At 71.5% G+C, this 20,628-nt stretch carries 23 protein-coding genes; 17 read left to right on the top strand and 6 right to left on the bottom strand.

Annotated elements, in window-relative coordinates; genetic code table 11:
• Window positions 1-23: 23 nt before the first annotated feature.
• On the top strand, window positions 24-1,523 hold the full coding sequence (locus tag CIK06_RS15085; RefSeq protein ID WP_095565361.1) for a toll/interleukin-1 receptor domain-containing protein: 1,500 nt from the start codon (window positions 24-26) through the stop codon (window positions 1,521-1,523).
• Between the two features lie 64 nt (window positions 1,524-1,587).
• Here CIK06_RS15085 and CIK06_RS15080 read toward each other — a convergent pair whose 3' ends face one another.
• Window positions 1,588-3,273 carry a DEAD/DEAH box helicase gene (locus CIK06_RS15080; protein WP_232534309.1) on the bottom strand — a complete coding sequence of 562 codons (1,686 nt, stop codon included), beginning with the start codon at window positions 3,271-3,273 and terminating at the stop codon, window positions 1,588-1,590.
• A 168-nt stretch (window positions 3,274-3,441) separates the two neighbouring features.
• Window positions 3,442-3,942 (bottom strand): glyoxalase/bleomycin resistance/extradiol dioxygenase family protein, encoded by a 501-nt coding sequence (locus CIK06_RS15075; RefSeq protein WP_095565359.1) that lies wholly within the window; start codon window positions 3,940-3,942, stop codon window positions 3,442-3,444.
• 143 nt (window positions 3,943-4,085) lie between these two features.
• On the opposite strand from CIK06_RS15075, the gene CIK06_RS15070 reads away from it, so the two are divergent.
• The 3 genes from CIK06_RS15070 (at window position 4,086) to CIK06_RS15060 (ending at window position 7,235) form a co-directional block, all read left to right on the top strand.
• On the top strand, window positions 4,086-4,823 hold the full coding sequence (locus tag CIK06_RS15070; RefSeq protein ID WP_095567851.1) for a helix-turn-helix transcriptional regulator: 738 nt from the start codon (window positions 4,086-4,088) through the stop codon (window positions 4,821-4,823).
• 10 nt (window positions 4,824-4,833) lie between these two features.
• Window positions 4,834-5,199: a nucleotide pyrophosphohydrolase gene (locus tag CIK06_RS15065; RefSeq protein ID WP_232533639.1), complete on the top strand. Its 366-nt coding sequence runs from the start codon at window positions 4,834-4,836 to the stop codon at window positions 5,197-5,199.
• Between the two features lie 116 nt (window positions 5,200-5,315).
• The gene (locus CIK06_RS15060) at window positions 5,316-7,235 is read left to right on the top strand and encodes a DUF2075 domain-containing protein (protein ID WP_095565357.1); all 1,920 of its coding nucleotides are present in this window, start codon (window positions 5,316-5,318) and stop codon (window positions 7,233-7,235) included.
• 101 nt (window positions 7,236-7,336) lie between these two features.
• Here CIK06_RS15060 and CIK06_RS30010 read toward each other — a convergent pair whose 3' ends face one another.
• A complete protein-coding gene (locus CIK06_RS30010; protein WP_095565356.1) occupies window positions 7,337-8,149 on the bottom strand; it encodes a VWD domain-containing protein in 813 nt (270 codons plus the stop codon).
• 135 nt (window positions 8,150-8,284) lie between these two features.
• On the opposite strand from CIK06_RS30010, the gene CIK06_RS15050 reads away from it, so the two are divergent.
• Genes CIK06_RS15050 through CIK06_RS15035 form a run of 4 tightly spaced genes read left to right on the top strand, consistent with a single transcriptional unit; the run spans window position 8,285 to window position 9,232 of the window.
• Entirely contained in the window at window positions 8,285-8,530 is a 246-nt protein-coding gene (locus tag CIK06_RS15050; RefSeq protein WP_157756761.1) for a hypothetical protein, read from the top strand.
• A 6-nt stretch (window positions 8,531-8,536) separates the two neighbouring features.
• Window positions 8,537-8,740: a hypothetical protein gene (locus CIK06_RS15045; RefSeq protein ID WP_095565354.1), complete on the top strand. Its 204-nt coding sequence runs from the start codon at window positions 8,537-8,539 to the stop codon at window positions 8,738-8,740.
• Window positions 8,741-8,743: 3 nt separating this feature from the next.
• A complete protein-coding gene (locus CIK06_RS15040; RefSeq protein ID WP_095565353.1) occupies window positions 8,744-8,965 on the top strand; it encodes a hypothetical protein in 222 nt (73 codons plus the stop codon).
• A gap of 6 nt (window positions 8,966-8,971) precedes the next feature.
• The gene (locus tag CIK06_RS15035; RefSeq protein ID WP_095565352.1) at window positions 8,972-9,232 is read left to right on the top strand and encodes a hypothetical protein; all 261 of its coding nucleotides are present in this window, start codon (window positions 8,972-8,974) and stop codon (window positions 9,230-9,232) included.
• 55 nt (window positions 9,233-9,287) lie between these two features.
• On the opposite strand, the gene CIK06_RS15030 is transcribed toward CIK06_RS15035, so the two are convergent.
• The gene (locus CIK06_RS15030) at window positions 9,288-10,352 is read right to left on the bottom strand and encodes an HNH endonuclease (protein WP_232533638.1); all 1,065 of its coding nucleotides are present in this window, start codon (window positions 10,350-10,352) and stop codon (window positions 9,288-9,290) included.
• Window positions 10,353-10,377: 25 nt separating this feature from the next.
• On the opposite strand from CIK06_RS15030, the gene CIK06_RS29395 reads away from it, so the two are divergent.
• Window positions 10,378-10,515, top strand: coding sequence for a hypothetical protein (locus tag CIK06_RS29395; RefSeq protein WP_157756760.1), 138 nt, complete (start codon window positions 10,378-10,380; stop codon window positions 10,513-10,515).
• Between the two features lie 27 nt (window positions 10,516-10,542).
• Window positions 10,543-10,980, top strand: a complete 438-nt coding sequence (locus CIK06_RS15025) for an NUDIX domain-containing protein (RefSeq protein WP_369915973.1) — start codon at window positions 10,543-10,545, stop codon at window positions 10,978-10,980.
• A gap of 84 nt (window positions 10,981-11,064) precedes the next feature.
• Here CIK06_RS15025 and CIK06_RS15020 read toward each other — a convergent pair whose 3' ends face one another.
• Window positions 11,065-11,895: a PIG-L family deacetylase gene (locus tag CIK06_RS15020; protein ID WP_095565350.1), complete on the bottom strand. Its 831-nt coding sequence runs from the start codon at window positions 11,893-11,895 to the stop codon at window positions 11,065-11,067.
• A gap of 74 nt (window positions 11,896-11,969) precedes the next feature.
• Between CIK06_RS15020 and CIK06_RS15015 the strand changes: the two genes are divergently transcribed.
• Window positions 11,970-12,683 (top strand): hypothetical protein, encoded by a 714-nt coding sequence (locus CIK06_RS15015; RefSeq protein WP_095567849.1) that lies wholly within the window; start codon window positions 11,970-11,972, stop codon window positions 12,681-12,683.
• Window positions 12,684-12,801: 118 nt separating this feature from the next.
• Here CIK06_RS15015 and CIK06_RS15010 read toward each other — a convergent pair whose 3' ends face one another.
• Window positions 12,802-14,112, bottom strand: a complete 1,311-nt coding sequence (locus tag CIK06_RS15010; protein ID WP_157756759.1) for a low temperature requirement protein A — start codon at window positions 14,110-14,112, stop codon at window positions 12,802-12,804.
• A 191-nt stretch (window positions 14,113-14,303) separates the two neighbouring features.
• On the opposite strand from CIK06_RS15010, the gene CIK06_RS15005 reads away from it, so the two are divergent.
• The 6 genes from CIK06_RS15005 to CIK06_RS14980 all read left to right on the top strand — a co-directional run bounded on the left by CIK06_RS15005 (window position 14,304) and on the right by CIK06_RS14980 (window position 20,597).
• Window positions 14,304-14,942: a bifunctional 2-polyprenyl-6-hydroxyphenol methylase/3-demethylubiquinol 3-O-methyltransferase UbiG gene (locus CIK06_RS15005; protein ID WP_095565348.1), complete on the top strand. Its 639-nt coding sequence runs from the start codon at window positions 14,304-14,306 to the stop codon at window positions 14,940-14,942.
• A gap of 59 nt (window positions 14,943-15,001) precedes the next feature.
• Window positions 15,002-15,925, top strand: coding sequence for a GNAT family N-acetyltransferase (locus CIK06_RS15000; protein WP_095565347.1), 924 nt, complete (start codon window positions 15,002-15,004; stop codon window positions 15,923-15,925).
• 341 nt (window positions 15,926-16,266) lie between these two features.
• On the top strand, window positions 16,267-17,736 hold the full coding sequence (locus CIK06_RS14995) for an arabinofuranosidase catalytic domain-containing protein (RefSeq protein WP_095565346.1): 1,470 nt from the start codon (window positions 16,267-16,269) through the stop codon (window positions 17,734-17,736).
• Between the two features lie 103 nt (window positions 17,737-17,839).
• Complete coding sequence (locus CIK06_RS14990) at window positions 17,840-18,403, top strand: GNAT family N-acetyltransferase (RefSeq protein ID WP_232533637.1); 564 nt, start codon at window positions 17,840-17,842, stop codon at window positions 18,401-18,403.
• A 29-nt stretch (window positions 18,404-18,432) separates the two neighbouring features.
• Window positions 18,433-19,539: a PIN domain-containing protein gene (locus CIK06_RS14985; RefSeq protein WP_095565345.1), complete on the top strand. Its 1,107-nt coding sequence runs from the start codon at window positions 18,433-18,435 to the stop codon at window positions 19,537-19,539.
• A 290-nt stretch (window positions 19,540-19,829) separates the two neighbouring features.
• On the top strand, window positions 19,830-20,597 hold the full coding sequence (locus tag CIK06_RS14980; protein ID WP_198347868.1) for a hypothetical protein: 768 nt from the start codon (window positions 19,830-19,832) through the stop codon (window positions 20,595-20,597).
• Window positions 20,598-20,628: the final 31 nt, after the last annotated feature.

Raw genomic sequence — 20,628 nt, 5'->3', positions numbered from 1 at the left:
GGGCGGGCGGGCAGACTTGGCACATGACCGCCCAGTTCGGACTTCCCGCCGACGCGAGCCACTTCCTGATCAGCTATTCACCGGCGGACGAGCGGTGGGCCGCCTGGATCGCGTGGGAGTTGGAACTCGCCGGCTACCGGACGATCTTCCAGGCGTGGGATTTCGTGCCTGGAACGAACTTCATCGATTTTATGGATCGGGCGATCCGCCAGTCCACCGCGGTCATCGCGGTGCTGTCGAACAACTATCTCAACTCCCGCTACGGGCGGCTGGAATGGCAGGCGGCCTTCCGCAGCTCGCCGGATGATCCGCAACGCCGGCTCATCACCGTGCGGATCGAGGATTTCGATCCGGACGGGCTGCTGGCCACGATCACCTACGTCGACCTGGTCGGCGCGGCAGACGAGCGCGACGCCCGGCAGCGGCTGCTGCGCCGGGTGGGGGAGGCCGTCCGCGGCCGGGCGAAACCCGCCGTGCGGCCGGGATTCCCCACCGGCCCGGCCACCACCACCGGGGAGGATCCGCCGGCCGGGGCGCCGCCGCCGCAGCTCGCCGCGCATCACCCGCGGCTGCGGATGCGGCATCGGCCCGGCTACCCGCCGGACCGCTCGCCGGCGCGCGCCAGCAACGCCGAGGTGACCCTGCTGCACCTGCCCGGTCCGCGGTTCGCCCGGCAGAAATCCAGCGAGCCGGCACCGCACCAGCGGACCAAGGAACTGCTCGAATCGTTCTGCGTCGGCTTCGACCGGCTGGTCGCCGGCGGCGGCAGCCGGCCGGACGCGCTGCTGATCAGCGGCAACCTCACCGCGGCCGGGGGCATTCGGGAATTCGACGAGGTGTTGGTCTTCCTGACCCGGCTGCGCGGCATTCTCGACCTGGATCTGCACCGGATAGCGGTGGTGCCCGGCCCGCGCGATGTCAACCACGCGGCGTGCCGGGCCTACTTCGCCAGCTGCGAGGCCGACGAGGTGGCGCCGCAGCCGCCGTACTGGGACAAGTGGCGGCACTATTCCCGGTTCTTCGCCGAGCTGTACGACGGGGTCGCCGGCCGCACATTTGACCAGCACCAGCCGTGGGGCGTGTTCGAGATGCCGGACATCAATCTCGTGGTCGCCGGAGTCAATTCCACAATGGCCGAGAGCCACCGGCCGGGTGATCACTACGGGCTGGTCGGCCCGGACCAGGCGGACTGGTTCGCCCGGCGGCTCGACCGGTACCGGTCGGCCGGTTGGTTGACCGCGGGGCTGATCGGCCACCCCGCCGTACCCGGTCCGGTGCGCGACGCCGAGCACCTCACGGCCGCGCTCGGGCCCCGGCTGCACCTGCTGGTTTCACCGTCCGGACCGGACGGCGGTGGCACCGCGGGCCGGGCCGGCGCCGGCACCACCGTCATCCGGCTGGCGACCGGCGCGCCCGGGGCGCCCGGGGGCGCCGCGCCGGCCGTGGTCGAGTGCACGCCGGTACGCGGCGTGGTCCGCCGGCCGCGCCCGAACACCCAGGACGCCAACCGGTCGCGCCGGTAGCCGCCGCGCCGTCGCGCCGTCGCGCCGTCGCGCCGTCGCGCCGCCGCGACGGGCCGTGAGGGCCTCAGCGCGGCGGCGCCACCCGCTCCCGGCGTACCGTGACCTTCCGGCCCTTGATGGTGGTGGCGCGCAACGCGCCGATCACCTCCTGCACCGCGGACTCGGGCACCTCCACCAGCGAGAACCGGTCCGCGATCTCGATCGACCCGACCTCGCGACCGGACAGCCGCGACTCGCCGGCGATCGCGCCCACCAGGTCCTGCGGCCGGACCCCCGCGTGCCGGCCCGCGCCGATGAACAGCCGGGCCATCCCGCGGGACGGCGTGCGGCCCCGCCGCTCGCCGCGACCGCCGCCGCCCGGACCGCGGCCCCGCGCCTCGCGCGTCGGGCCGGGCGCCACCTCCGGGATCTCCTCCTCGTCGATGGCCGCCCCACCGGCCTCGTGCGCCAGCTTCACCGCGGCCAGCGCCACCTCCATGATGTCGAACTCGTCCGCGAGCGGCTCCACCACCACCCGGAAGGAATCCAGGTCGTCCTCCAGGAGGCTCTCGGCCAGCGCCGCCCGGGTCAGGTCCAACCGGCGCGCCCGCAGGTCGGCGGTGGTGGGCACCTTCTCCACCGAGATCCGGCCCTTGGTGACCCGCTCGATCGTCTTGAGCATCCGGTGCTCCCGCGGCTCGGCGAGGGTGATCGCCACGCCCTCCCGGCCGGCCCGACCGACCCGGCCGATGCGGTGCACGTACGACTCCGGATCGGCCGGCACGTTGTAGTTCACCACGTGCGTCAGCTGCTCGATGTCCAGCCCGCGCGCGGCCACGTCGGTGGCCACCACGAGATCCGCCGTGCCGCCGCGCAACCGCCCCATCACCCGGTCCCGCTGCTCCTGGCTCATCCCGCCGTGCAACGCCTCCGCGCGGTAGCCGCGGCCGTTGAGCGACTCGGCGAGCTGGTCGACCTCCTCCCGCGTCCGGCAGAAGACGATCGCCGCGTCCGGCGCCTCGATGTCCAGCACCCGGCCGAGCGCGGCCGGCTTGTGCGGCCGGGCCACCAGGTAGGCGCTCTGCCGAACCAGCGGCGCGCCGCCGGGCCGGGCCGGCTCGCGGGCGATCTCCACCCGGACGGCGTCCCGCAGGTGGCTGCTGGCCATGCCCTCGATCCGGGCCGGCATCGTGGCCGAGAACAGCACGGTCTGCCGGTTTTCAGGAAGTTCCTGAAGGATCGCCTCGATGTCCTCGGCGAATCCCATGTCCAGCATCTCGTCGGCCTCGTCCAGCACCACCACCTGCACGTCCTGCAGCCGCAGCGTGCCCCGGCCGAGGTGGTCGAGCGCGCGGCCCGGAGTGGCGACCACCACATCGACGCCGGCCTGCAACGAGCGCAGCTGGCGGCCGATCGGCTGCCCGCCGTAGATCGGCAGCACCCGCGCGTCCAGCTCCCGGCCGTACCGGTGCACCGCCTGCGACACCTGCACCGCCAGCTCGCGGGTGGGCACCAGGACCAGGGCCATCGGGTCCGCGCCGCGCTCCCCGGCCGGCAACCGGTGCAGGATCGGCAGCGCGAACGCGGCCGTCTTCCCGGTCCCGGTCGCGGCCTGGCCCAGCAGGTCCCGGCCCGCCAGCAGGCTCGGAATCGCGCCGCGCTGGATCGGCGTCGGTTCCTCGTACCCCAACCCGGACAGCGCCCCCAGCAGCTCGGGTCGCAACCCGAGGTCCGCGAAGGTGATGCCGCCGTCCTCGGCCTCGTCCGTCATCTCGATCTCCTCGCCCCGGTCGCCAGCCATCTTCGACCCACCCGGCATCCCGGGCTCACCCGCCCCCCTGGCCGCGCCGGGATTTCACGAGACAGACCCTAGTAAAGGCCCGGTCGGGCCGTGCGGCCCGACCGGGTCCCGCCGCCGGAACGAGGCCGGCAGCGACGGTCAGGACTGCTGCTGGGCGGCCCATTCGGCGACCCGGCGGGCGCTTTCGGCCTCGGACAGGTCCTCGATCCGGGTCATGATCGACCAGCGGACCCCGAACGGATCCCGGATGCTGGCGAACCGGTCACCGGACACGAAGGTGGACGGCGGCTCCCGGACCACCGCGCCGGCCGCCTCCGCGCGGGCCACCACGGCGTCGGCGTCCGGGCAGTACAGGCCGAGGGAGTAGCAGTCGCTGTCGCCCTCGGGCGCGGCGACGAGGCCGTAGGCGGGCATCGGCTCGCCCAACTGGAGCAGGCCGTTGCCGAAGTCCAGGACGGCGTGCGCCACCACGCCGCCCATCTCCGTCACGTCGACCACCCGGGCGCCGAACACGTCCCGGTAGAAGTCGATCGCTGTCCGTGCATCGGGAATGGCCAGGAACGGGGTCAGGCTGGTGGCCCCGTGCGGGGTGCCGTCGGTGGTGTGTTGGCCGGTGGCGGCCCTGGTGGAAGCGGTCATGAGGCCCGACGCTACGACCCGGCCGGGTGGCCGGCTTGCAGATGCGCGACATCACGTAGCGTGGAGCGGTGAGCCTGGCACAGCGGGGCGTCCTGTACCCGGCCCGGTTGCCGGAGCTGCACCGGGTTCCGGCGCCGGACCGGGTGGCGGCGCTGGTGCGGTGGTTCTGGATCCCGCAGTGGCAGATCGCCCCGGGCCGGTCCTCCCGGCAGCATCTGATCGCGTTTCCCGCCGCCAACCTGGTGGTCGAACCGGACCGGGTCGGCTTCTCCGGCCCCACCACCCGGGCCTCGTACCGCGACCTCACCGGCACCGGCTGGGCCGTGGGCGCCCTGCTGCGCCCGGCCGCGGTGCCGTACTTCACCGCGAACCCCGCCGACCTGCGCGACGCGTACCGGCCGGTGCCGGCACCCGGGCTGCACCCGGAGGTGGCCGCGGCCATGACCGCGCCGGACGACCCGGCCGCCCGGCGCACCCGGGCCGTCGAGGCGTTCGCCGACTGGCTGTCGGCATCCGTTCCCGCGCCGAGCGGGGAGGCGCTGCTGGCCAACGCGCTGGCCGACCTGGTCGGCGGCGACCCGGCCGTGCTCACCGTGCAGGACGCGGCCGCCCGCCTGCACGTCTCGGCCCGCACCCTGCAACGGCTGGCCCGCCGCTACGTCGGCCTGCCGCCGTCGGCGATGATCCGCCGGCGCCGACTCCAGGAGGCCGCCGAACGCCTGCGCGGCGACCCCGGCACCAACCTGGCCGCCGTCGCCGCCGATCTCGGCTATGCCGACCAGGCCCACCTGGCGAACGAGTTCCGGTCCGTGCTCGGCTTCACCCCGAGCGGCTACCGCGGCCAGGTGCACCGGCCCGCGGCGGCGGAGCCCGACCTCTAGGGTTGGCCCGGTGACCACCGACCACGCCCTGACGGCCCTGACCGAGCGGGTCCGCCGGTTCGCCGACGAGCGGGACTGGCAGCAGTTCCACACCCCGAAAAACCTTGCCATGGCGCTCGCCGGGGAGGTGGGGGAACTGCTCGCCGAGTTGCAGTGGCTCACCCCGCAGGAGTCGGCGGCGGTCATGGCCGACCCCGGGTCCGCAGCGCGGGTACGCGCCGAGATCGGCGATGTGATGATCTACCTGACCCGGCTGGCCGACGTGCTCGGAATCGACCTGGTGGCCGCGGCCACCGACAAGCTCGCCGACTCGGCCCGGCGCTATCCCGTCGACCGGAGCCGGGGCTCGGCCGCGAAGGCGCCGCGGGTCGAGTAGAGCGCTCGGTGATCCACTCGATACAGTGCTGACAACCAAGCGGTCCGACGGGCTTCCGGTCTCCGGAAATGCCCCCATCCGCACGATCACTTCGTGCTGCCCGGGGGCAACTGTCGATGTCGGCGTTCCGCAGGTCCGCGGCCGAACTGCTGGACCTCAGCACCGCGGGCGTGCTCGCCGACCGGGTCGCCGAACACGTGTGGTCGACGCGGCAGGGCGTGAGTCCCGCCGAGCGACGTTCCTGGCAGCGCAGCCTTCCCGTACTGGCCCGGGACCTGTCCGACGCCGGTCTCGGCGCCGTCGAGGTCCTGGTCGAATACCAGCTTCCGCTGACCAGCCGCCGGGTGGACGCGGTCCTGGCCGGCGTCGACCCCCGTAGCGGCGAAGACTCCTATCTCGTGGTCGAGCTGAAACAGTGGTCGGCCGCGACCGCGTACGAGGAGTCCGACACCCTGGTCGCGGTCGAGGGCGTTGCCGGACCACGGCTGCATCCGGGCATCCAGGTCGCCGACTACTGCGCGTACCTCGTCGACTTCCTCGGCATCCTCGAACGCACCGATCCGAGCGCCCGGCCCGGTCCGCTGCTGGGCGCCGCGTACCTGCACAACGCCCACGACCGGGACGTGGCCGCCCTGCTGGCGCGGCCGGTGACCCGGTGGAGCCGGCTGTTCACCGGGCAGCACCGCGGACAGTGGCTCGACCACCTCCGGTCCCGGTTCGCGCCGCTGTCCGGCGCCGGCGCCGCCGACCGGTTCCTGACCAGCGCGGTACGGCCCAGCCGGAACCTGCTGGCCGTCGCCGCGGCGGAGTTGAAGGAGCGCTCCCACTTCACCCTGCTCGACGAGCAGCACCTGGCCTACGAACTGGTGATGCACGCCGTGGAGCGGGCCCGCACGGCGCACCACAAGCGAGCCGTGGTGGTGGCCGGCGGACCCGGAAGCGGCAAGAGCGTCATCGCGCTGTCCGTGCTCGGCGAGCTGGCCCGGCGCAACCGAGCGGTGCTGCACGCGACCGGCTCGCGGTCGTTCACCCAGACCCTGCGCCGGTACGCCGGCCGCGGATCGACCCGGCTGCAGGGGCTGTTCAAGTACTTCAACAGCTTCATGGCCGCCGACGTCAACGACATCGAGGTGCTGCTCTGCGACGAGGCGCACCGGGTGCGGGAGACCTCGGTGAACCGGTACACGCCCAGGGCGCGGCGGGACCGGGCCCGGCCGCAGCTCGACGAGCTGATCTCGGCCGCCCGGGTACCGGTCTTCCTGCTCGACGAGCATCAGGTGGTCCGCCCGGGGGAGTTGGGCAACGTCGAGGTCATCTCCGCGTACGCCCGGAAGCTGGGCCTGGACGTGGACGTCGTCTCGCTGCACGACCAGTTCCGGTGCGGCGGCAGCGCGGCGTACGAGCGGTGGGTGCTCGGGCTGCTCGGCCTCGACGGCGGCCCGCCGACGGTCTGGGCCGGGGACGGCCGGTTCGACCTGCGGCTGGCCTACTCGCCCGAACAACTCGAAAGGTTTCTGGCCGACCGGCAACGGCCGGGGGTCACGGCCCGGATGTCCGCCGGCTACTGCTGGCCGTGGAGCGACCCGCGCCCGGACGGCACCCTCGTGCCGGACGTCGTGGTCGGGGAGTGGGCCCGGCCGTGGAACGTCAAGAGCGACCGCCGGGTGGGCGACGCGCCGGGCAGCGCGTACTGGGCCACCGACCCCGCCGGATTCGGCCAGGTGGGCTGCGTCTACACGGCGCAGGGCTTCGAGTACGACTGGTCCGGCGTCATCCTCGGCCCCGACCTGGTGGCCCGGGACGGGCGTCTGGTCACCCGGCGGGAGGAGTCGAAGGACCCGGAACTGCGCGGCCGCGGGCGGGTCGGCGACGACGACGCGGACCGGTTGATCCGCAACACCTACAAGGTGCTGCTGACCCGAGGCATGCGGGGCACGGTCATCCACTCGACCGACCCGGAGACCCGGGAGTTCCTCGCCGGCCTGGTCAGGCCGGTCCGCCCGGTCGGGACGGTGTACGACATCCCCGAGCGGTGATGCGCTGACCCGTCGGTGGGGGCTACGGCGCAACCCCGGGGACGGCCGGCTCGTGCCGCCATCCCCGGGGCGTCCCGAAGGACTCGTCGTCGTGCCGCTACCTACTGCTGGTTACCGTTCACCACCGGGTCCGGCAGGCCGGCGTACACCGCCGTGGCGCGCTCGCCCACCACCGCGACGTCCAGGGTGCAGGCGTCCAGCCAGGCCTTCGAGACCCTGGCCTCCAGGCAGATCGCCGCCGCCCGCTCGCGGACGTCCTCCTTCAGGTTGTCGGCGAAGAAGGGCGCCGCCGGGTCACCCGAGGACACCGCGGCGCAGGGCGCGAGCAGCGTCTTCATCGGCGACACCCGCCAACTCGGGCCGAACTTCTGGTAGAGGTCGTTGAAGGAGATGGGCAGCTTGAACTGCGAGCCGTCCTTGGCCTCCAGCCGGGTGGGGTCGCCGTCCGGGTTCCCCAGCAGCCCGAGGACCTTGCTCGGCCAGGTCCCGACACCGACCCTCACGTCGAGGTAGGTGCTGTTGACCGTCACGCGGAGGCTGTTGCCGGTGTCGTCGGTGACGGTGTACACGTTGCCGCTGCGCCGGATGTCCACGCCGGAGGGCAGATGCATCGCCCCGTTCGACTGCAGGTCGGTGTACCGGCCGTCCACCAGCAGGCTCTTCCCGTCGCACAGCACCACCTTGGTGCTGCCCATCCGGGTGGCCACCGACTTGTTGACCGAGGCGTTCGGCCAGGTGGGCGCCCCGGAGTCCTTGCGGGTCTGCACCTCGAAGGCGGTGCCGACCAGTGCCTCCTGGAAGTCACCCGAGGACTGGAAGTCGTACAGCGTGCCGGCGATCGTGTGCTCGTGGGTGTCCCCGATCGCCGATGCCGCGCCGCAGGTCGTGCCCGCGCCGCCGGTCGTGTTCTCCACGAAGATGAGGGCCGGCCCGGGTGCCGTCGGCGTGGGCGGGGGTTACCGAAGTTGAGGTTGTTGGTCTCACCGGTGAAGCCCTGGGCCACGCACAGCGGTGCGGCCGTGCCGCCGTAGGTGATCCGGGTCCGGACGTTGAGCGACGCGCCCGCGTTGAAGGTCGCCTCGCTCCCGCCGCCGTCACCGAAGATGTTGAACTCGGCCGTCGTCCAGCCCGCGGCCGCGTTCACCGCGTTCGAGCCCGCCGTGGTGTACGCGGTCGATCCCACGAGCAGGGTGACGCTGTCCGCACCCGGGACCGCCTTGCCGGAGAGCCGGAGCGAACCGAGGTTGGAGATCGGCTGGTTGGGCACCGCCACCCCGGTCGGGCTGTTCCGGTAGCAGTAGATGTCCGGGTCCCCGGCGAACGAGAAGGACATCCAGCCGGCCGGGCAGGTCGTGTTGTACTGCAACAGCCAGTACTGGATGAACGCCACGCCGGAGGACCCGTTGTTGGCGAAGATGAACTGCTCCCAGCCCTGGCACCCCGGGTTGGGGGAGGCGGCGCAGGTCGTACTCGCGAAGAAGTTGGTGTTCAACTGGAGCGAGTAGGCGTTGTTCACCGCCGGCCCGGTGCCGCCGATGGGCGAACTCTCGCTGATCACGTTCACCAGGTTCTCGAACGAGCCGAACGCCTCGGAGATGTTGCCCGTCGGCGCCTTGGCCGAGATGTCGTTCCCGTTGCCCACGACCAGCGGCCGGATGTCGTGCTTGGGCGTCATCGGGATCGACGGGGCCGTGGCACAGGCGCTCGCGTGCCAGGCCAGCTTCGGGTAGTCGGCGGTGAAGCATCCGCCGGCCGACGGGTGTGGGACCTTCGCGATCTTCTCGTGCCACGCCTGCAAACTCGCCGCCGACGGCGTGGCGCTCTGCGCGGCCGCGGTGTACCCGCCGACCGCCACCACGACCCCCAGCACCGTCGCACCGACCAAGCCGAGCATTGTTCGGCGCTTCCGGGTGGACCTTCTCATCTGCAGCACCTCTCTGTCCGCCGGCGGCGATGTCGCCGGCTATAAACAGAAGAGGGTCGATGGATATCGGTGATACGGCCCGGTCGGACTTTTTACACAGGACCGCAGATTTACCCGATTACGCCGCCTCACGAACTCGGACCCCGCAGATAGACCTCGTCGAGGTGCCACTCGAGAAACTCGCGGTTTGGTCTGTCGCGCTTCGGGTCCGGCACCGCTATCGGCTGACCGGCACGGGCGTAGAACTCCGTGCCGTTGCCGAACTCCGACCGCAGGCGTGGGCTGACCAGCAAGCGGTACTGCGGGTCGACTCCGAGGTATCCCCGGTCGAACAGCGTGTGTACGTCAGAGCGCAACAGCAGGCCGTTGTCCAGACGATGCTCGCCACCCACCGGCAGCGGACGGATGTGCGCGGCCTGCAGCACCGGCCGTATCCGGCCGCCGGTGATCGCACACCGGCGGCCGTACGCGCCGAGCACCACAGCCTTGAACGCCTGCTGACCGAGCCGGTACGGCGCCAGTCGCGGGTCCCCGTACACCGGGCCGGGCCGATGCCAGGGGACGCTGAGATCGATGTCCACGGCGTGACCAAGTAGCCGTTGCAGCAGGCGGCCGAAGTAGCCGGTGTGTGCCGGATCCGAAAGGTCGTAGCCCTTGCCCTGCACCACGTTTGGAGCGAATTCCGGTGGTGGCCCGGCAGGCTGGTCGACCGGGAAGAACACGGTGTCCCGGATGAAAACGCAGCCGATCGTCGGGTCCTCATCGGGCGACAGCGCCGCCCGCCGGTACCGGCCGACGGCATGCCGCAGGTCGGCGTGGCTGCCCACCCCATTGCCCTCGTGGTATGTGGACCATGCCTCCGAGATGCGCAGCGGTACGAACCCGCTGAAGAACCCGCCACCCACGACCCGGTTGTGCGGATGGTGCGTCTTGAAGAAGAACGGCTCGCCCGGTGCGAGGGCGCGAAAGCGACGCGAGCTGGCGGGGCGCCAGAAGTTGACCTCGCTGACCTCGGGTCGGTCCGCGAGGAACCGATACCACTCACCGTCGGTCACCCCGACGTACGCACGCACGAGCCGATTGTGCCGTTCGGAACCGCTGGCTGTCTGTCCCGGACACACCGAAGCTTCGTGCGGATGACCGACAGATCCGGACGTCGGGCGCGCGTTCCACGGCGGCGGACGGAACGTCAATTAGCCTTGCCAGGGCTGGCCGGAGGTGGTCGTCGAGGCGCGTGCACGAGGGCTGCCGTACCTGGAGAAGGTCCTGCGCGACGTCGAGGCGCTGCCCGAGGTGCCAGGCGACCGGTTCAAACGGTCCGACGACATCGCCGCGATCCTGCTGTCCCCTGGATGAACCGATGCACTTGAAAGGTCGATCCGCGTGAGCGAACGTGCGCCCTATCTGGTGGAGCGTGGCCCCGGTTACCTGGAGTACCAGCTGCCGATCTCGGTGAAGCTGGTCGTGGACTACCACGGCCGGGTTCCGTTGCTCAGAAACGAGCGCGATGAGTGGGAACTGCCCGGTGGCAAGCTCGAACCCGGGGAGACACCCGAGGAAGGCGTGTGTCGCGAGGTCGCGGAGGAGCTTGGCCTGACCGTTGCATCCGTCGACATCATCGACAGCTGGGTCTACGAGATCACGCCGGTCCGGCACGTCTTCGTCGTCAGCTACGGCGCCCGTTACCGGGACGCGGAGGACCTGGTGTACTCCGCCGAACACAAGGAACTCGGCGTGTTCGGGTACGACGAAGTTGCCGCGCTGCCGATGCCCGAGCCGTACAAGCGGACCATCGATCGTTGGCGGCGCCGGCTCGGGTAGGTCGCCACCGACGGCTCATGATCCGTCCGTTCCACGCGAGCCGCCGCCGGCTCGGCGCCCTGCCGGCGCCGGCGAGCTGCGGCCTCAGCGCAGGCCGGCGAACAGGTCGTCCTCGGGCGTCGGCGCGGCCGTGGTGTCCCGCACCCGGACGAAGGTCTCCACGCCCATCAGCTCGGTGAACCGCTCCTGGCCCAGTTGCAGGAAGAAGATGTTCTCGGCCTGGCTGGCGTGCGCGGCCAGCGACTGGAACTTCTGCCCCCCGTATCCGCTCGTGTCCACCCAGGTGGTGATCTCGTCGTCGGGCAGGCCGAGTGGCGGCGTCTGCTCGGCCGGCGCCTCCGGCTCGGGAAACTCGACACCGAGTTCCTGCATGATCCGGCCGAATTCCTGGAAAGCACTGCGGGGCACGGTGGTCCAGTACACCTTCGCCGGGATCTCTGTCTGCTGCACGGCGGTCATCGTGACGCGGTGCGCCTGGATGTGGTCCGGGTGGCCGTAGAACCCGTTCTCGTCGTAGGTGACCACCACGTCGGGCCGGTAGCGCCGGATCAGCTCGGCGAGCCGGTCGGCGGCCTCGGCGACCGGCGTGGTCCAGAACGCCCCCGGCAGGTCGTTGGTGTCCCAGCCCATCATCCCGGAGTCGGCGTAGTCGAGGGTCTCCAGGTGGGTCACCTTCAGCGCGGCGCAACTGGCCGCCAGCTCCGCCTGGCGCATCGCCACCACGGCGCTCGGGTCGTGGTCCGGATCGCCGGGCTTGACGCCACCCGGCCCGTCGCCGCACCTGCCGTCGGTGCAGGTCACGAGCACCGTGGTAACGCCCTCGGCCGCGTACCGGGCGAGGATGCCGCCGGTGCTCGTGGCCTCGTCGTCGGGGTGCGCGTGCACGGCCATCAGGGTCAGAGATCGCTCAGCCATCCCACCACCCTACGAGCAGGGGCCGACGATCTAGCATTGCCGCGTCGTCCGGAGTGCTGCTGAATCGAGGCAAGATGCGATGGTTGCGGAGGTTGCTGGGTAGCCGGCGGGTCACCCTCGATCCGGGTCGGCAGGATGCGCTGCTGGGGGAGGTCCGGCAGCGGTTCGGCGCCGACGTGCGGTCCCGCTTCCCCGACCAGGTCGAGGCGGTCGCGCAGGCACTCGACGGCGACGACGGCCTCTGCGTGGCGACGCGGGTGGTCGGCGAGGTCGCCGACGAGGCGTACGCGGATCTCCGGGCCCAGGCGCACGACGTGCACCGGCGCACCGGGCGCCGGCTCGTCGTGCACCGCCGCAACTACCGCCCGCTGTGGAAGGAGGCCGGTCCGGCGCTGCGCTGGCCGCTGTTCGCGCTGCCGTGCGGCTTCCATCCGTACGCGCAGCTGGCCGCCGCCGTCACGGTGGTCGGCGCGCGGGCGGCCCGGCTCGAACGGGTGGCCGACCCGGTCCCGGTGGTGGGCCACGTCTTCGAGGTGCTGGACCTCACCGTCGCCGGCTGGGAGTACGGCCGGGTCCGGGTGGACACCGACGCCGCGTCGCTGGCCACCCGCCTGATCTCGGCCGCCGGACGGGTGCTGGGCGCCATGGACGATCCGCCCCGGCTGCCGCCGCCGGTCCGGGAGCTGATGCGCCGCAACAACACCGTCGACGTGCACGATCCCGCCGCCGCGCGGGTGGTCGGCGTCCTGAACCCGGGCGCGACCATGCGGGAGATCCTGCTGGCCTGAGCTGAGGCCGTGGGCCGGCGCGCCGACTTCGACGCGCCGGCGGTGGGGCCGGGACCCGCGCGGGACCGGCGGCGGCGCGGGGCCCTCCCAGGGGACCGGTGGCGGCTCCCGCGGGGGCTCACCGGTGCTCCCGTCGCCACCTGCTCTCCTCGGCCTCCAGCGCCCGCTGTTCGGCGAGGCGCCGGCGGCGCATGCCCCGCCGCCAGCCGCGCGCCCGGACGGCGTCGACCGCTATCCCCAGGATGGTGATCGTGGTGAGCAGCGCCAGCCCCGCGAACGCGGGCAGTCGGTGCGCGAACGGCAGCAGCGCGCCGATCAGCGGGATGGGCAGGGCACACCCGAGGGCGACCGACCCGATGGTGCGCAGGTGGAAACCGAGCAGGGCCAGCAGGTAGATCAGGACTCCGCCGTAGAGCACGGGCAGGCGGGCCGGTTCGAGCATGGTCTGGCCCTGCTCGGAGGTCTGCACGATCAGGTGGGCCATCGTCTGCTTCAGGCCCACCGACAGCAGGATGATGCCGAAGACCATCGGCAGGTGCAGCAGCGTGTAGGCGTCGCGGGCCAGCCGGCTCCGATCGGCGCCGTGGGTCCGGTGCATCACCTGCTCGGCGGCGTACGCCCGGATGTCGAAGTAGGTCCACCACAGGGCGCAGATCAGCGCGATGCCGAGCAGCGCGCCGCCGATCACCGGAACGGTGAGCGGGGTGACGGTCGACAGGTTGGCGCCGAGCCCGAGCGAGATGATCGATTCGCCGAGTGCGATGAGGATGATCTGGCCGTACCGTTCCGCCCAGTGCCCGGCGGAGACGACGGTCAGCGGCTCGGTCCGCAGCAGGGTCAGGTAGCCGATGCCGACGGCGCCGATCCAGAACGCGATGATGGTTGCCGCCGCCGCATCCCGGCCCACCGCTCGTGGCACGATCGCGGCGAGAAAGAGCAGCACCGTGCTCGCCGCCAGCAGCGGGGTCGCCTTCCACCAGGAGCGGCCCAGGTCGGGGTGCAGCCGCGCCCCGCCGCGCAGCGCCACCGCCTCCAGGATCCAGATCAGCAGGTAGCAGGTGGGAAAGACGAACTCCCCGGGAATCACCTGGGGTACGCCGGGTCGGGGCCGCGGCGGTTGGTGACCGAAGTTCGGCAGCGTAGCGACCGACACGAAGACCAGTGCCATGATCATGAATCCGATGATCGGCATGATGCCCTGGTCGGCCCGCAGGTTGTTGCCCAGCAGCGCGAAGCGGGACCAGACCAGCCAGAGCGCCGCCATGAGCAGGAAGGTCGCGACGAGGCTCACGAAGTGCAGGTTCTTGGCCGCCACCGCGTTGATGTGGATGGCGGCGAAGACGAACACCAGGTCGTAGAAGAGTTCGAGGCGGGTGACCTTGAGGCCGGGTGCCGCCAGCCCCACCGGGGCGCCCCGAGCGCTCGTCACGGATCGTATTATCCGCCCTTTCCTCGCATAACCGGCATGAGAAGGGCGCAATCGCGCCAAATCGGTGCCCCTGTCGAGGGTTCTTGCGGAAATGGCAAGCCCGCTTGTCGTTCGTGCCGGGGAGCGGGTATTCCTGCCCCGAGCGGGCCGGACCCACCGCCCGCACGGACCGCACCGTGACGAGGAGATCCATGTCCAGTACGTCCCCCACCGAAGCGGCGCTGTTCTGGGAGCAGCGGTACCGCGACAGCGACCGGGTCTGGAGCGGGAAGCCCAACCCGCTGCTGGTCCGTGAGGTCACCGGGCTGACCCCCGGCACCGCCCTCGACCTGGGGTGCGGCGAGGGCGCCGACGCCGTCTGGCTGGCGCGGCAGGGCTGGCAGGTCACCGGGGTGGACATCGCGCAGACCGCGCTGGAGCGCGCCGCCGCGCACGCCGCGCAGGCGGGCGTCGCCGAACGGACGTCCTGGCAACGGCACGAACTGGGGGTCACCTTCCCGGCCGGGCACTACGACCTGGTCAGTGCCCAGTTCCTGCAGTCGCCGGTGGCCCTGGCCCAGGACGCGGTGCTGCGCCGGGCCGCCGCGGCGGTGGCGCCGGGCGGAACGTTGCTGCTGGTGATGCACGGCGGGTGGCCGTCCTGGCAGGGGGAGCACGACCACCCGTTCGACGCGGTCTTCCCGACCCTGGACGAGGTCCTGGAGAGCCTGGCCCTGCCTGCGGGGTGGCGGGTGCAGGCGCGGGAAGCGGTGCAGCGTCCCTGCCCGTCGCCGGAGGGCGTGCCGGGTACCCGGGTGGACAACCTCTGGCGGCTGGCCCGGACCGGGTGACGGCCGCAGCGCGGGAAAACCCCGTGCCGGTACGGCGGCCCGCCGAGTAGCTTGCCGGCATGGCCGAGAGTCCGTCCCTGGAGTTCCACGCGGATCCCGGCGCGTTCCTCGCGGCGGCCGGTGACCATCTGGCCGCCGACGCGGTGGTCAGCACCGTGGTGACGACGATGGCGCACCGCGCCGCGGCGCAGCCGGCGCCGGAGCGAACCCGGCCCGACCGTACCTGGTGGCTGGTGGTCCGGGACGCCGCCGGCGCGGTGACCGGCGCCGCGATGCGGACCGCGACCTTCCCGCCGTACCCGCCGTACCTGCTGTCGATGCCCGACGACGCGGCGGTCGCCCTGGCCCGGGCGCTGCACTCCCGGGCGGAGGAGGTAGGCGGGATCAACGGTGCGCTGCCCGCTGTCGACCGGTGCGCCGCCGAACTGGCCCGTCTCGGCGGCGGCCGGGTACGCGTCGGCGTGCACACCCGGTTGCACGAACTCGGCGACCTGGTGGCGCCGGCGCGGGTACCGGGCCGCCTGGCGGTGGCCACGGAGGATGACCTGGACCTGGTCGTGCGGTGGTGGGTCGCCTTCCGCGGCGATGCCGACGAGCAGGCGGGCCGGGCGCGGGCGGATGCGCACGACGCGGTCGATCGGGAGGACCTGCGGCGCCGGATCCGGGCCGGGTGGGTCTGGCTCTGGCGGGACGGGCGGGGAGAGGCGGTGCACCTCACGGCCGCCAGCCCGCCGGCCTTCGGGGTGGCCCGGGTCGGTCCGGTGTACACCCCGCCCGGGCAGCGGGGTCGGGGCTGGGCCAGCAACGCCGTGGCCGAGGTGTCGCAGCGGATCCGGGCCGGGGGAGCCCGGGTGTGCCTCTTCACCGACCAGGCGAACCCGACCTCGAACCGGATCTACGCGGCCCTCGGGTACCGGCCGGTGGTGGACATGGCCCACCTGGTCGTCTCCGCCGGGCCGGCGGCGACCGTCGCCCGGCGTTGACCACAGTGTTGTTATCGATAACATAGACAAATAATGTTTTTCGTACGTCCGGTGGGTGGGCGGCCGGCGGTCGTACGGATCGGTCCTGCCGTTTCCGGCGCGCCGCTCGGCCCGCCGGCCGGCCGGACCCGGGACGGACTCCGGGTTCGGCCGCTGTCGCACGGAGTCCCATGGCTGGGTGGGGGTTCCGGCCGCCGGGGTGCGGCGAGCGGGGGCGGGCGGCCCGAGTGGCCGGGATGGATCCGCGGCGGGGACCTGGGGCGTTGACATTCACCGATGTAAACAGGATGCTAAACAACGATGTTATCGTTCACATCCCCGTAACCCCCGCGGAGGAATCGATGAACCAAGGAAGACCCGGCCGCCGGTTGGCGGCGGCGTGGATCCCGCTGCTCCTCCTTGCCACCGGCGCGGGCGCGTCGGTCATCGCCACCTCGCCGGCCGCGGCGGCCACCACCGGGCCGTGCGACATCTACGCGTCCGGTGGCACCCCGTGTGTGGCCGCGCACAGCACCACCCGGGCGCTGTACGGCTCCTACACCGGCTACCTGTACCAGGTCCGTCGGGCCTCGGACAACACGTACCGCAGCATCACCCCGCTGACCGCCGGCGGGGTGGCCGACGCGTCCATCCAGGACTCGTTCTGCGCAAACACCACCTGCGTCATCTCCCGCATCTACGACCAGAGCGGCCGGGGCAACGACCTGACCCAGGCCCCGCCCGGCGGGTTCAGCGGTCCGGCCGCCGGCGGCTACGACAACCTGGCCAACGCCACCGCCGCGCCGATCAGTGTGGGTGGCCACAAGGCGTACGGCGTGTACGTGTCTCCCGGCACCGGCTACCGCAACAACTCCACCAACGGCGTGGCCACCGGCGACCAGCCCGAGGGCATGTACGCGATCTTCGACGGCACGCACTACAACGGCGGCTGCTGCTTCGACTACGGCAACGCCGAGACCAACAGCCGGGACAACGGCAACGGCACCATGGAGGCCATCTACTTCGGCAACATCAAGGTCTGGGGGTACGGCAGCGGCAACGGGCCGTGGATCATGGCCGACCTGGAGAACGGCCTCTTCTCCGGCGTCAACACGCGCTACAACGCCAACGACCCGACCATCAACTACCGGTTCACCACGGCGATCATCAAGGGCGAGCCGAACCACTGGGCCATCCGCGGCGGCAACGCCCAGTCCGGCAGCCTCTCCACCTTCTACAACGGGGTCAGGCCGAACGCCTCGGGCTACAACCCGATGAAGAAGGAAGGCGCCATCATCCTGGGCATCGGCGGCGACAACAGCATCGGTGCGGCCGGCACCTTCTACGAGGGCGTGATGACCTCCGGATATCCGACCGACGCCACCGAGAACTCGGTCCAGGCCAACATCAACGCGGCCGGCTACTCGACGTCCACCTCGACCGGCAGCGGCCAGCACATCCGGGGGACCGGGTCGGGTCGGTGTATCGACGTGCCGAACGGTAGCGGTACGAACGGTGCGCAGGTGCAGTTGTACGACTGCTGGAACACCTCGGGGCAGTTGTGGACGTACACGTCGGGCAAGCAGTTGCAGGTGTTGGGGAACAAGTGCCTGGATGCGTACGGGCAGGGGACTGCCAACGGTACGCAGGTGGTCATCTGGGACTGCAATGGTCAGGCGAACCAGCAGTGGAACGTGAATTCGAACGGTTCGATCAGTGGGGTGCAGTCGGGGCGTTGTCTGGACGCTGTGGGTGCGGGTACGGCGAACGGTACGAAGATCCAGTTGTACGCGTGCAGCGGCGGCAGCAACCAGCAGTGGAGTCTGCAGTAGCGGATTCCCGCCGCCCGGCCGGCGACCGTACGTCCCGCGTGCGGACCCGGCCGGGCGGCGAACCGGTTTGCCACCGGCGCCCGGTCGGCGCCAGGATCGGGTGGTGGAACCACCGGAAATGATCAACGCGGGCGACGTGGTGCTCAAGCGCTGGGAGCCGGAGTGGGCGGCGGACCTGGCCGAGGTCGTCCGAGCCTCGCTGGCGCAACTGCGGCCGTTCATGCCCTGGGCGCACGACCACTACGACGTCGCCGACGCGCGGGCCTTCATCGAGCTGTCCGACGCCGGCTGGCGGGGTGGCACGGCCTTCCAGTACGCGGCCTTCACCGCGGTGGGCGACCTGATCGGCTCCGCCGGCCTGATGACGCGGATGGGGCCGGGCATCCTGGAGATCGGCTACTGGATCCGCACCGACCAGACCGGAAAGGGCTTCGCGACCACGCTGGCCGCGGCGCTCGCCCGGGTGGCCCTCGACCTGCCCGACATCGAACGCGTGGCGATCCGGCACGACGCGGCGAACGCCGCCTCGGGCCGGGTCGCCGCCAAGGCCGGCTTCACCGAGGCCGCCCGGGTGCCGTGCGACCCCGAGGCGCCGGGGGAGTCCGGACTGCACATCGTCTGGGAACGCGGATCGGTCGGCCGGGACGCGGCGGCGCGCCGCGGCTAGCACCCCGGCCTGCCACTAGGCTGGCCGCCATGGAGCAAGAAGACCGTATCGCCCTGTTCCTCGACTACGAGAACCTCGCGCTGGGCGCGCGGGACAATCTCGGCGGCATGGCCTTCGACTTCCGGCCCATCGCCGACGCCCTCGCCGAGCGGGGGCGCGTGGTGGTGCGCCGGGCGTACGCGGACTGGTCCTACTTCGACGAGGACCGCCGGATGCTCACCCGGTCGCACGTGGAACTCATCGAGATCCCGCAGCGGATGGGGGCGGCCCGCAAGAACGCCGCCGACATCAAGATGGCCGTCGACGCGGTCGAGCTGGCGTTCGAGCGGGGCTACATCTCGACGTTCGTGATCTGCACCGGGGACAGCGACTTCACCCCGCTGGTGTACAAGCTGCGCGAGCTGAACAAGCAGGTCATCGGGGTCGGCGTGGAGCGCTCCACGTCCGCGCTGCTGCCGCCGGCCTGCGACGAGTTCCTGTACTACGACCGGCTGGAGGGTGTCGAGGTCCCGGCCACCCGGGGTCGGCGGGGGCGACCGGAACGGCCGGCCGTGGACCGCGGCGCCGCCGCGGAGCCGGCCCGGCCCGAGCCGCCGGAGGAGACGGCGGCGCCCGACGGCCGGGCGGCCGGCGAGGAGCCGGCGCGCGACGTCGACAGCCTCTCGGTGCTGGTGGCGCAGACGGTGGCCGGGCTGCAGGGCAGTTCCAGCGGGGCCGTCACCGCCTCCACGCTGAAGCGCACCCTGCTGCGCAAGGATCCCACGTTCAGCGAGTCGGACTACGGCTTCCGCACCTTCGGCGAGCTGCTGCGCCACCTCGCCGGCAACACCGTGGTCGAGCTGGCGGAGGGGCCGGCCAAGGGCGATCCGGAGGTCTCGCTGCCCGAGCACGGCGACCGGGAGACCGCGTTCGGCCTGCTCCGTTCGGTGGTCGTCGACCAGGTCGGCCGGGACGGCGCGGTGGCGCTGTCCGGGTTGAAGAACCAGTTGCTGCGGGTCCGCCCCGACTTCAGCGAGAAGAAGCTCGGCTACCGCAGCTTTCTCCAGTTCTGCAAGGCGGCCGCCACGACCGGTGCGGTCGGGTTGCGCTGGAGTTCCGAGGCGGACGACTACCTGCTCGCCCCGCCCGGCGCCTGACCGGGATCCTCACCCCACGTTTTTCCGGCGCCTCCGGTGTGGCTCCGTGGGAGCCATTCGCTCTGGACGGCACAGATCCGCCGACTGAGTTTTGCAACGTTCTACCAGTCGCGATTGACCGCGCCGGGTGTCGGGGAAATGCTTGCCCAGGCTGGGGTGCGCTCTATAGCATATAGAGAACCACAAATCCCACTGGGCCGATGGTGAAGGGCTTGCCACCTCGGCCATTCACGTGTGCCGCGCATTCTTCGGCCCCGGTCAGGGATATTCTTCGTGAGCGAGGAGTAGGCGTGAGGGAAGCCAGAATCAGTCGACGAGAGGGACTTGTCGCGGTCGGTGCGGGTCTGGGGGCGGTGTTCCTCGGCGCGGGTCTCGCCGGCCGGGCGGCCGCGGCGTCGCGTACCGACTCGGGCCTTGCCGGCCCGTCGCCAGAGCCTCTGGTCGGCTACAACGTCACGATCATGAACGAATCCGCGCTCGACGGGATGAATGCGATTCTGTTCCAGGAGATGCCCTCGCTCCCGAGTGATGCGGTGACCCTCGCCTGGATGTCCAAGATGTGCCACCCGTCGACGTCGATCGAGTATCAATGGAGTATCGACTACAGCTTCGTGTGGGGTCAGGTCGGGACGCTCGTCCCGGGCACGCAGTTCGTGGCCGGTCAGATCCTCGCGGCGGATCTGACCGAGAACAATTTGGTGACGCTGTCCTACGTCGACGGCGGTTTCGAGTTCGGACCGCTCGGTTCTTCCGGAAAAGACGGAAGTCTGACGATCAAGGAGGACGGTTCGGTGCCGGGGCCGGGAAATGCCGACCAGGGAAGTGTCGGCATCGGGATGTCGGGAGCCGGCACGTTCGTCGTGCCGACCCTCACGAACGCCGGAGTCGAGTTCGATCCGAAACCCACCTACTGGGTCGCGTTCGGAAGCTTCGCCAGCAGCGAGGTGATGGACATCTCCGAACTCACCACGCCGGCCCAGGTGACCTACCCCGATGGCCTGACCAGCGCCAAGGCCGTTTACGACGGTAAGGAGTGGACTATCACCTACGGGAACTGAGCGCGGGATCGTCCCCTGGATCCGCCGGTCG

The sequence above is a fragment of the Plantactinospora sp. KBS50 genome, from assembly GCF_002285795.1.
Taxonomy (GTDB): domain Bacteria; phylum Actinomycetota; class Actinomycetes; order Mycobacteriales; family Micromonosporaceae; genus KBS50.
The sequence above is the reverse complement of the archived record's forward strand: the minus strand, read 5'-3'. Positions and strand labels throughout refer to the sequence as shown.

Coding starts and splice junctions, on each gene's coding strand:
- CIK06_RS15085 (WP_095565361.1), top strand. CDS start 24: ATGACCGCCCAGTTCGGACTTCCCGCCGACGCGAGCCACTTCCTGATC.
- CIK06_RS15080 (WP_232534309.1), bottom strand. CDS start 3,273: ATGACGGACGAGGCCGAGGACGGCGGCATCACCTTCGCGGACCTCGGG.
- CIK06_RS15075 (WP_095565359.1), bottom strand. CDS start 3,942: ATGACCGCTTCCACCAGGGCCGCCACCGGCCAACACACCACCGACGGC.
- CIK06_RS15060 (WP_095565357.1), top strand. CDS start 5,316: ATGTCGGCGTTCCGCAGGTCCGCGGCCGAACTGCTGGACCTCAGCACC.
- CIK06_RS15045 (WP_095565354.1), top strand. CDS start 8,537: ATGTCCGGGTCCCCGGCGAACGAGAAGGACATCCAGCCGGCCGGGCAG.
- CIK06_RS15020 (WP_095565350.1), bottom strand. CDS start 11,895: ATGGCTGAGCGATCTCTGACCCTGATGGCCGTGCACGCGCACCCCGAC.
- CIK06_RS15015 (WP_095567849.1), top strand. CDS start 11,970: ATGCGATGGTTGCGGAGGTTGCTGGGTAGCCGGCGGGTCACCCTCGAT.
- CIK06_RS15005 (WP_095565348.1), top strand. CDS start 14,304: ATGTCCAGTACGTCCCCCACCGAAGCGGCGCTGTTCTGGGAGCAGCGG.
- CIK06_RS15000 (WP_095565347.1), top strand. CDS start 15,002: ATGGCCGAGAGTCCGTCCCTGGAGTTCCACGCGGATCCCGGCGCGTTC.
- CIK06_RS14995 (WP_095565346.1), top strand. CDS start 16,267: ATGAACCAAGGAAGACCCGGCCGCCGGTTGGCGGCGGCGTGGATCCCG.
- CIK06_RS14985 (WP_095565345.1), top strand. CDS start 18,433: ATGGAGCAAGAAGACCGTATCGCCCTGTTCCTCGACTACGAGAACCTC.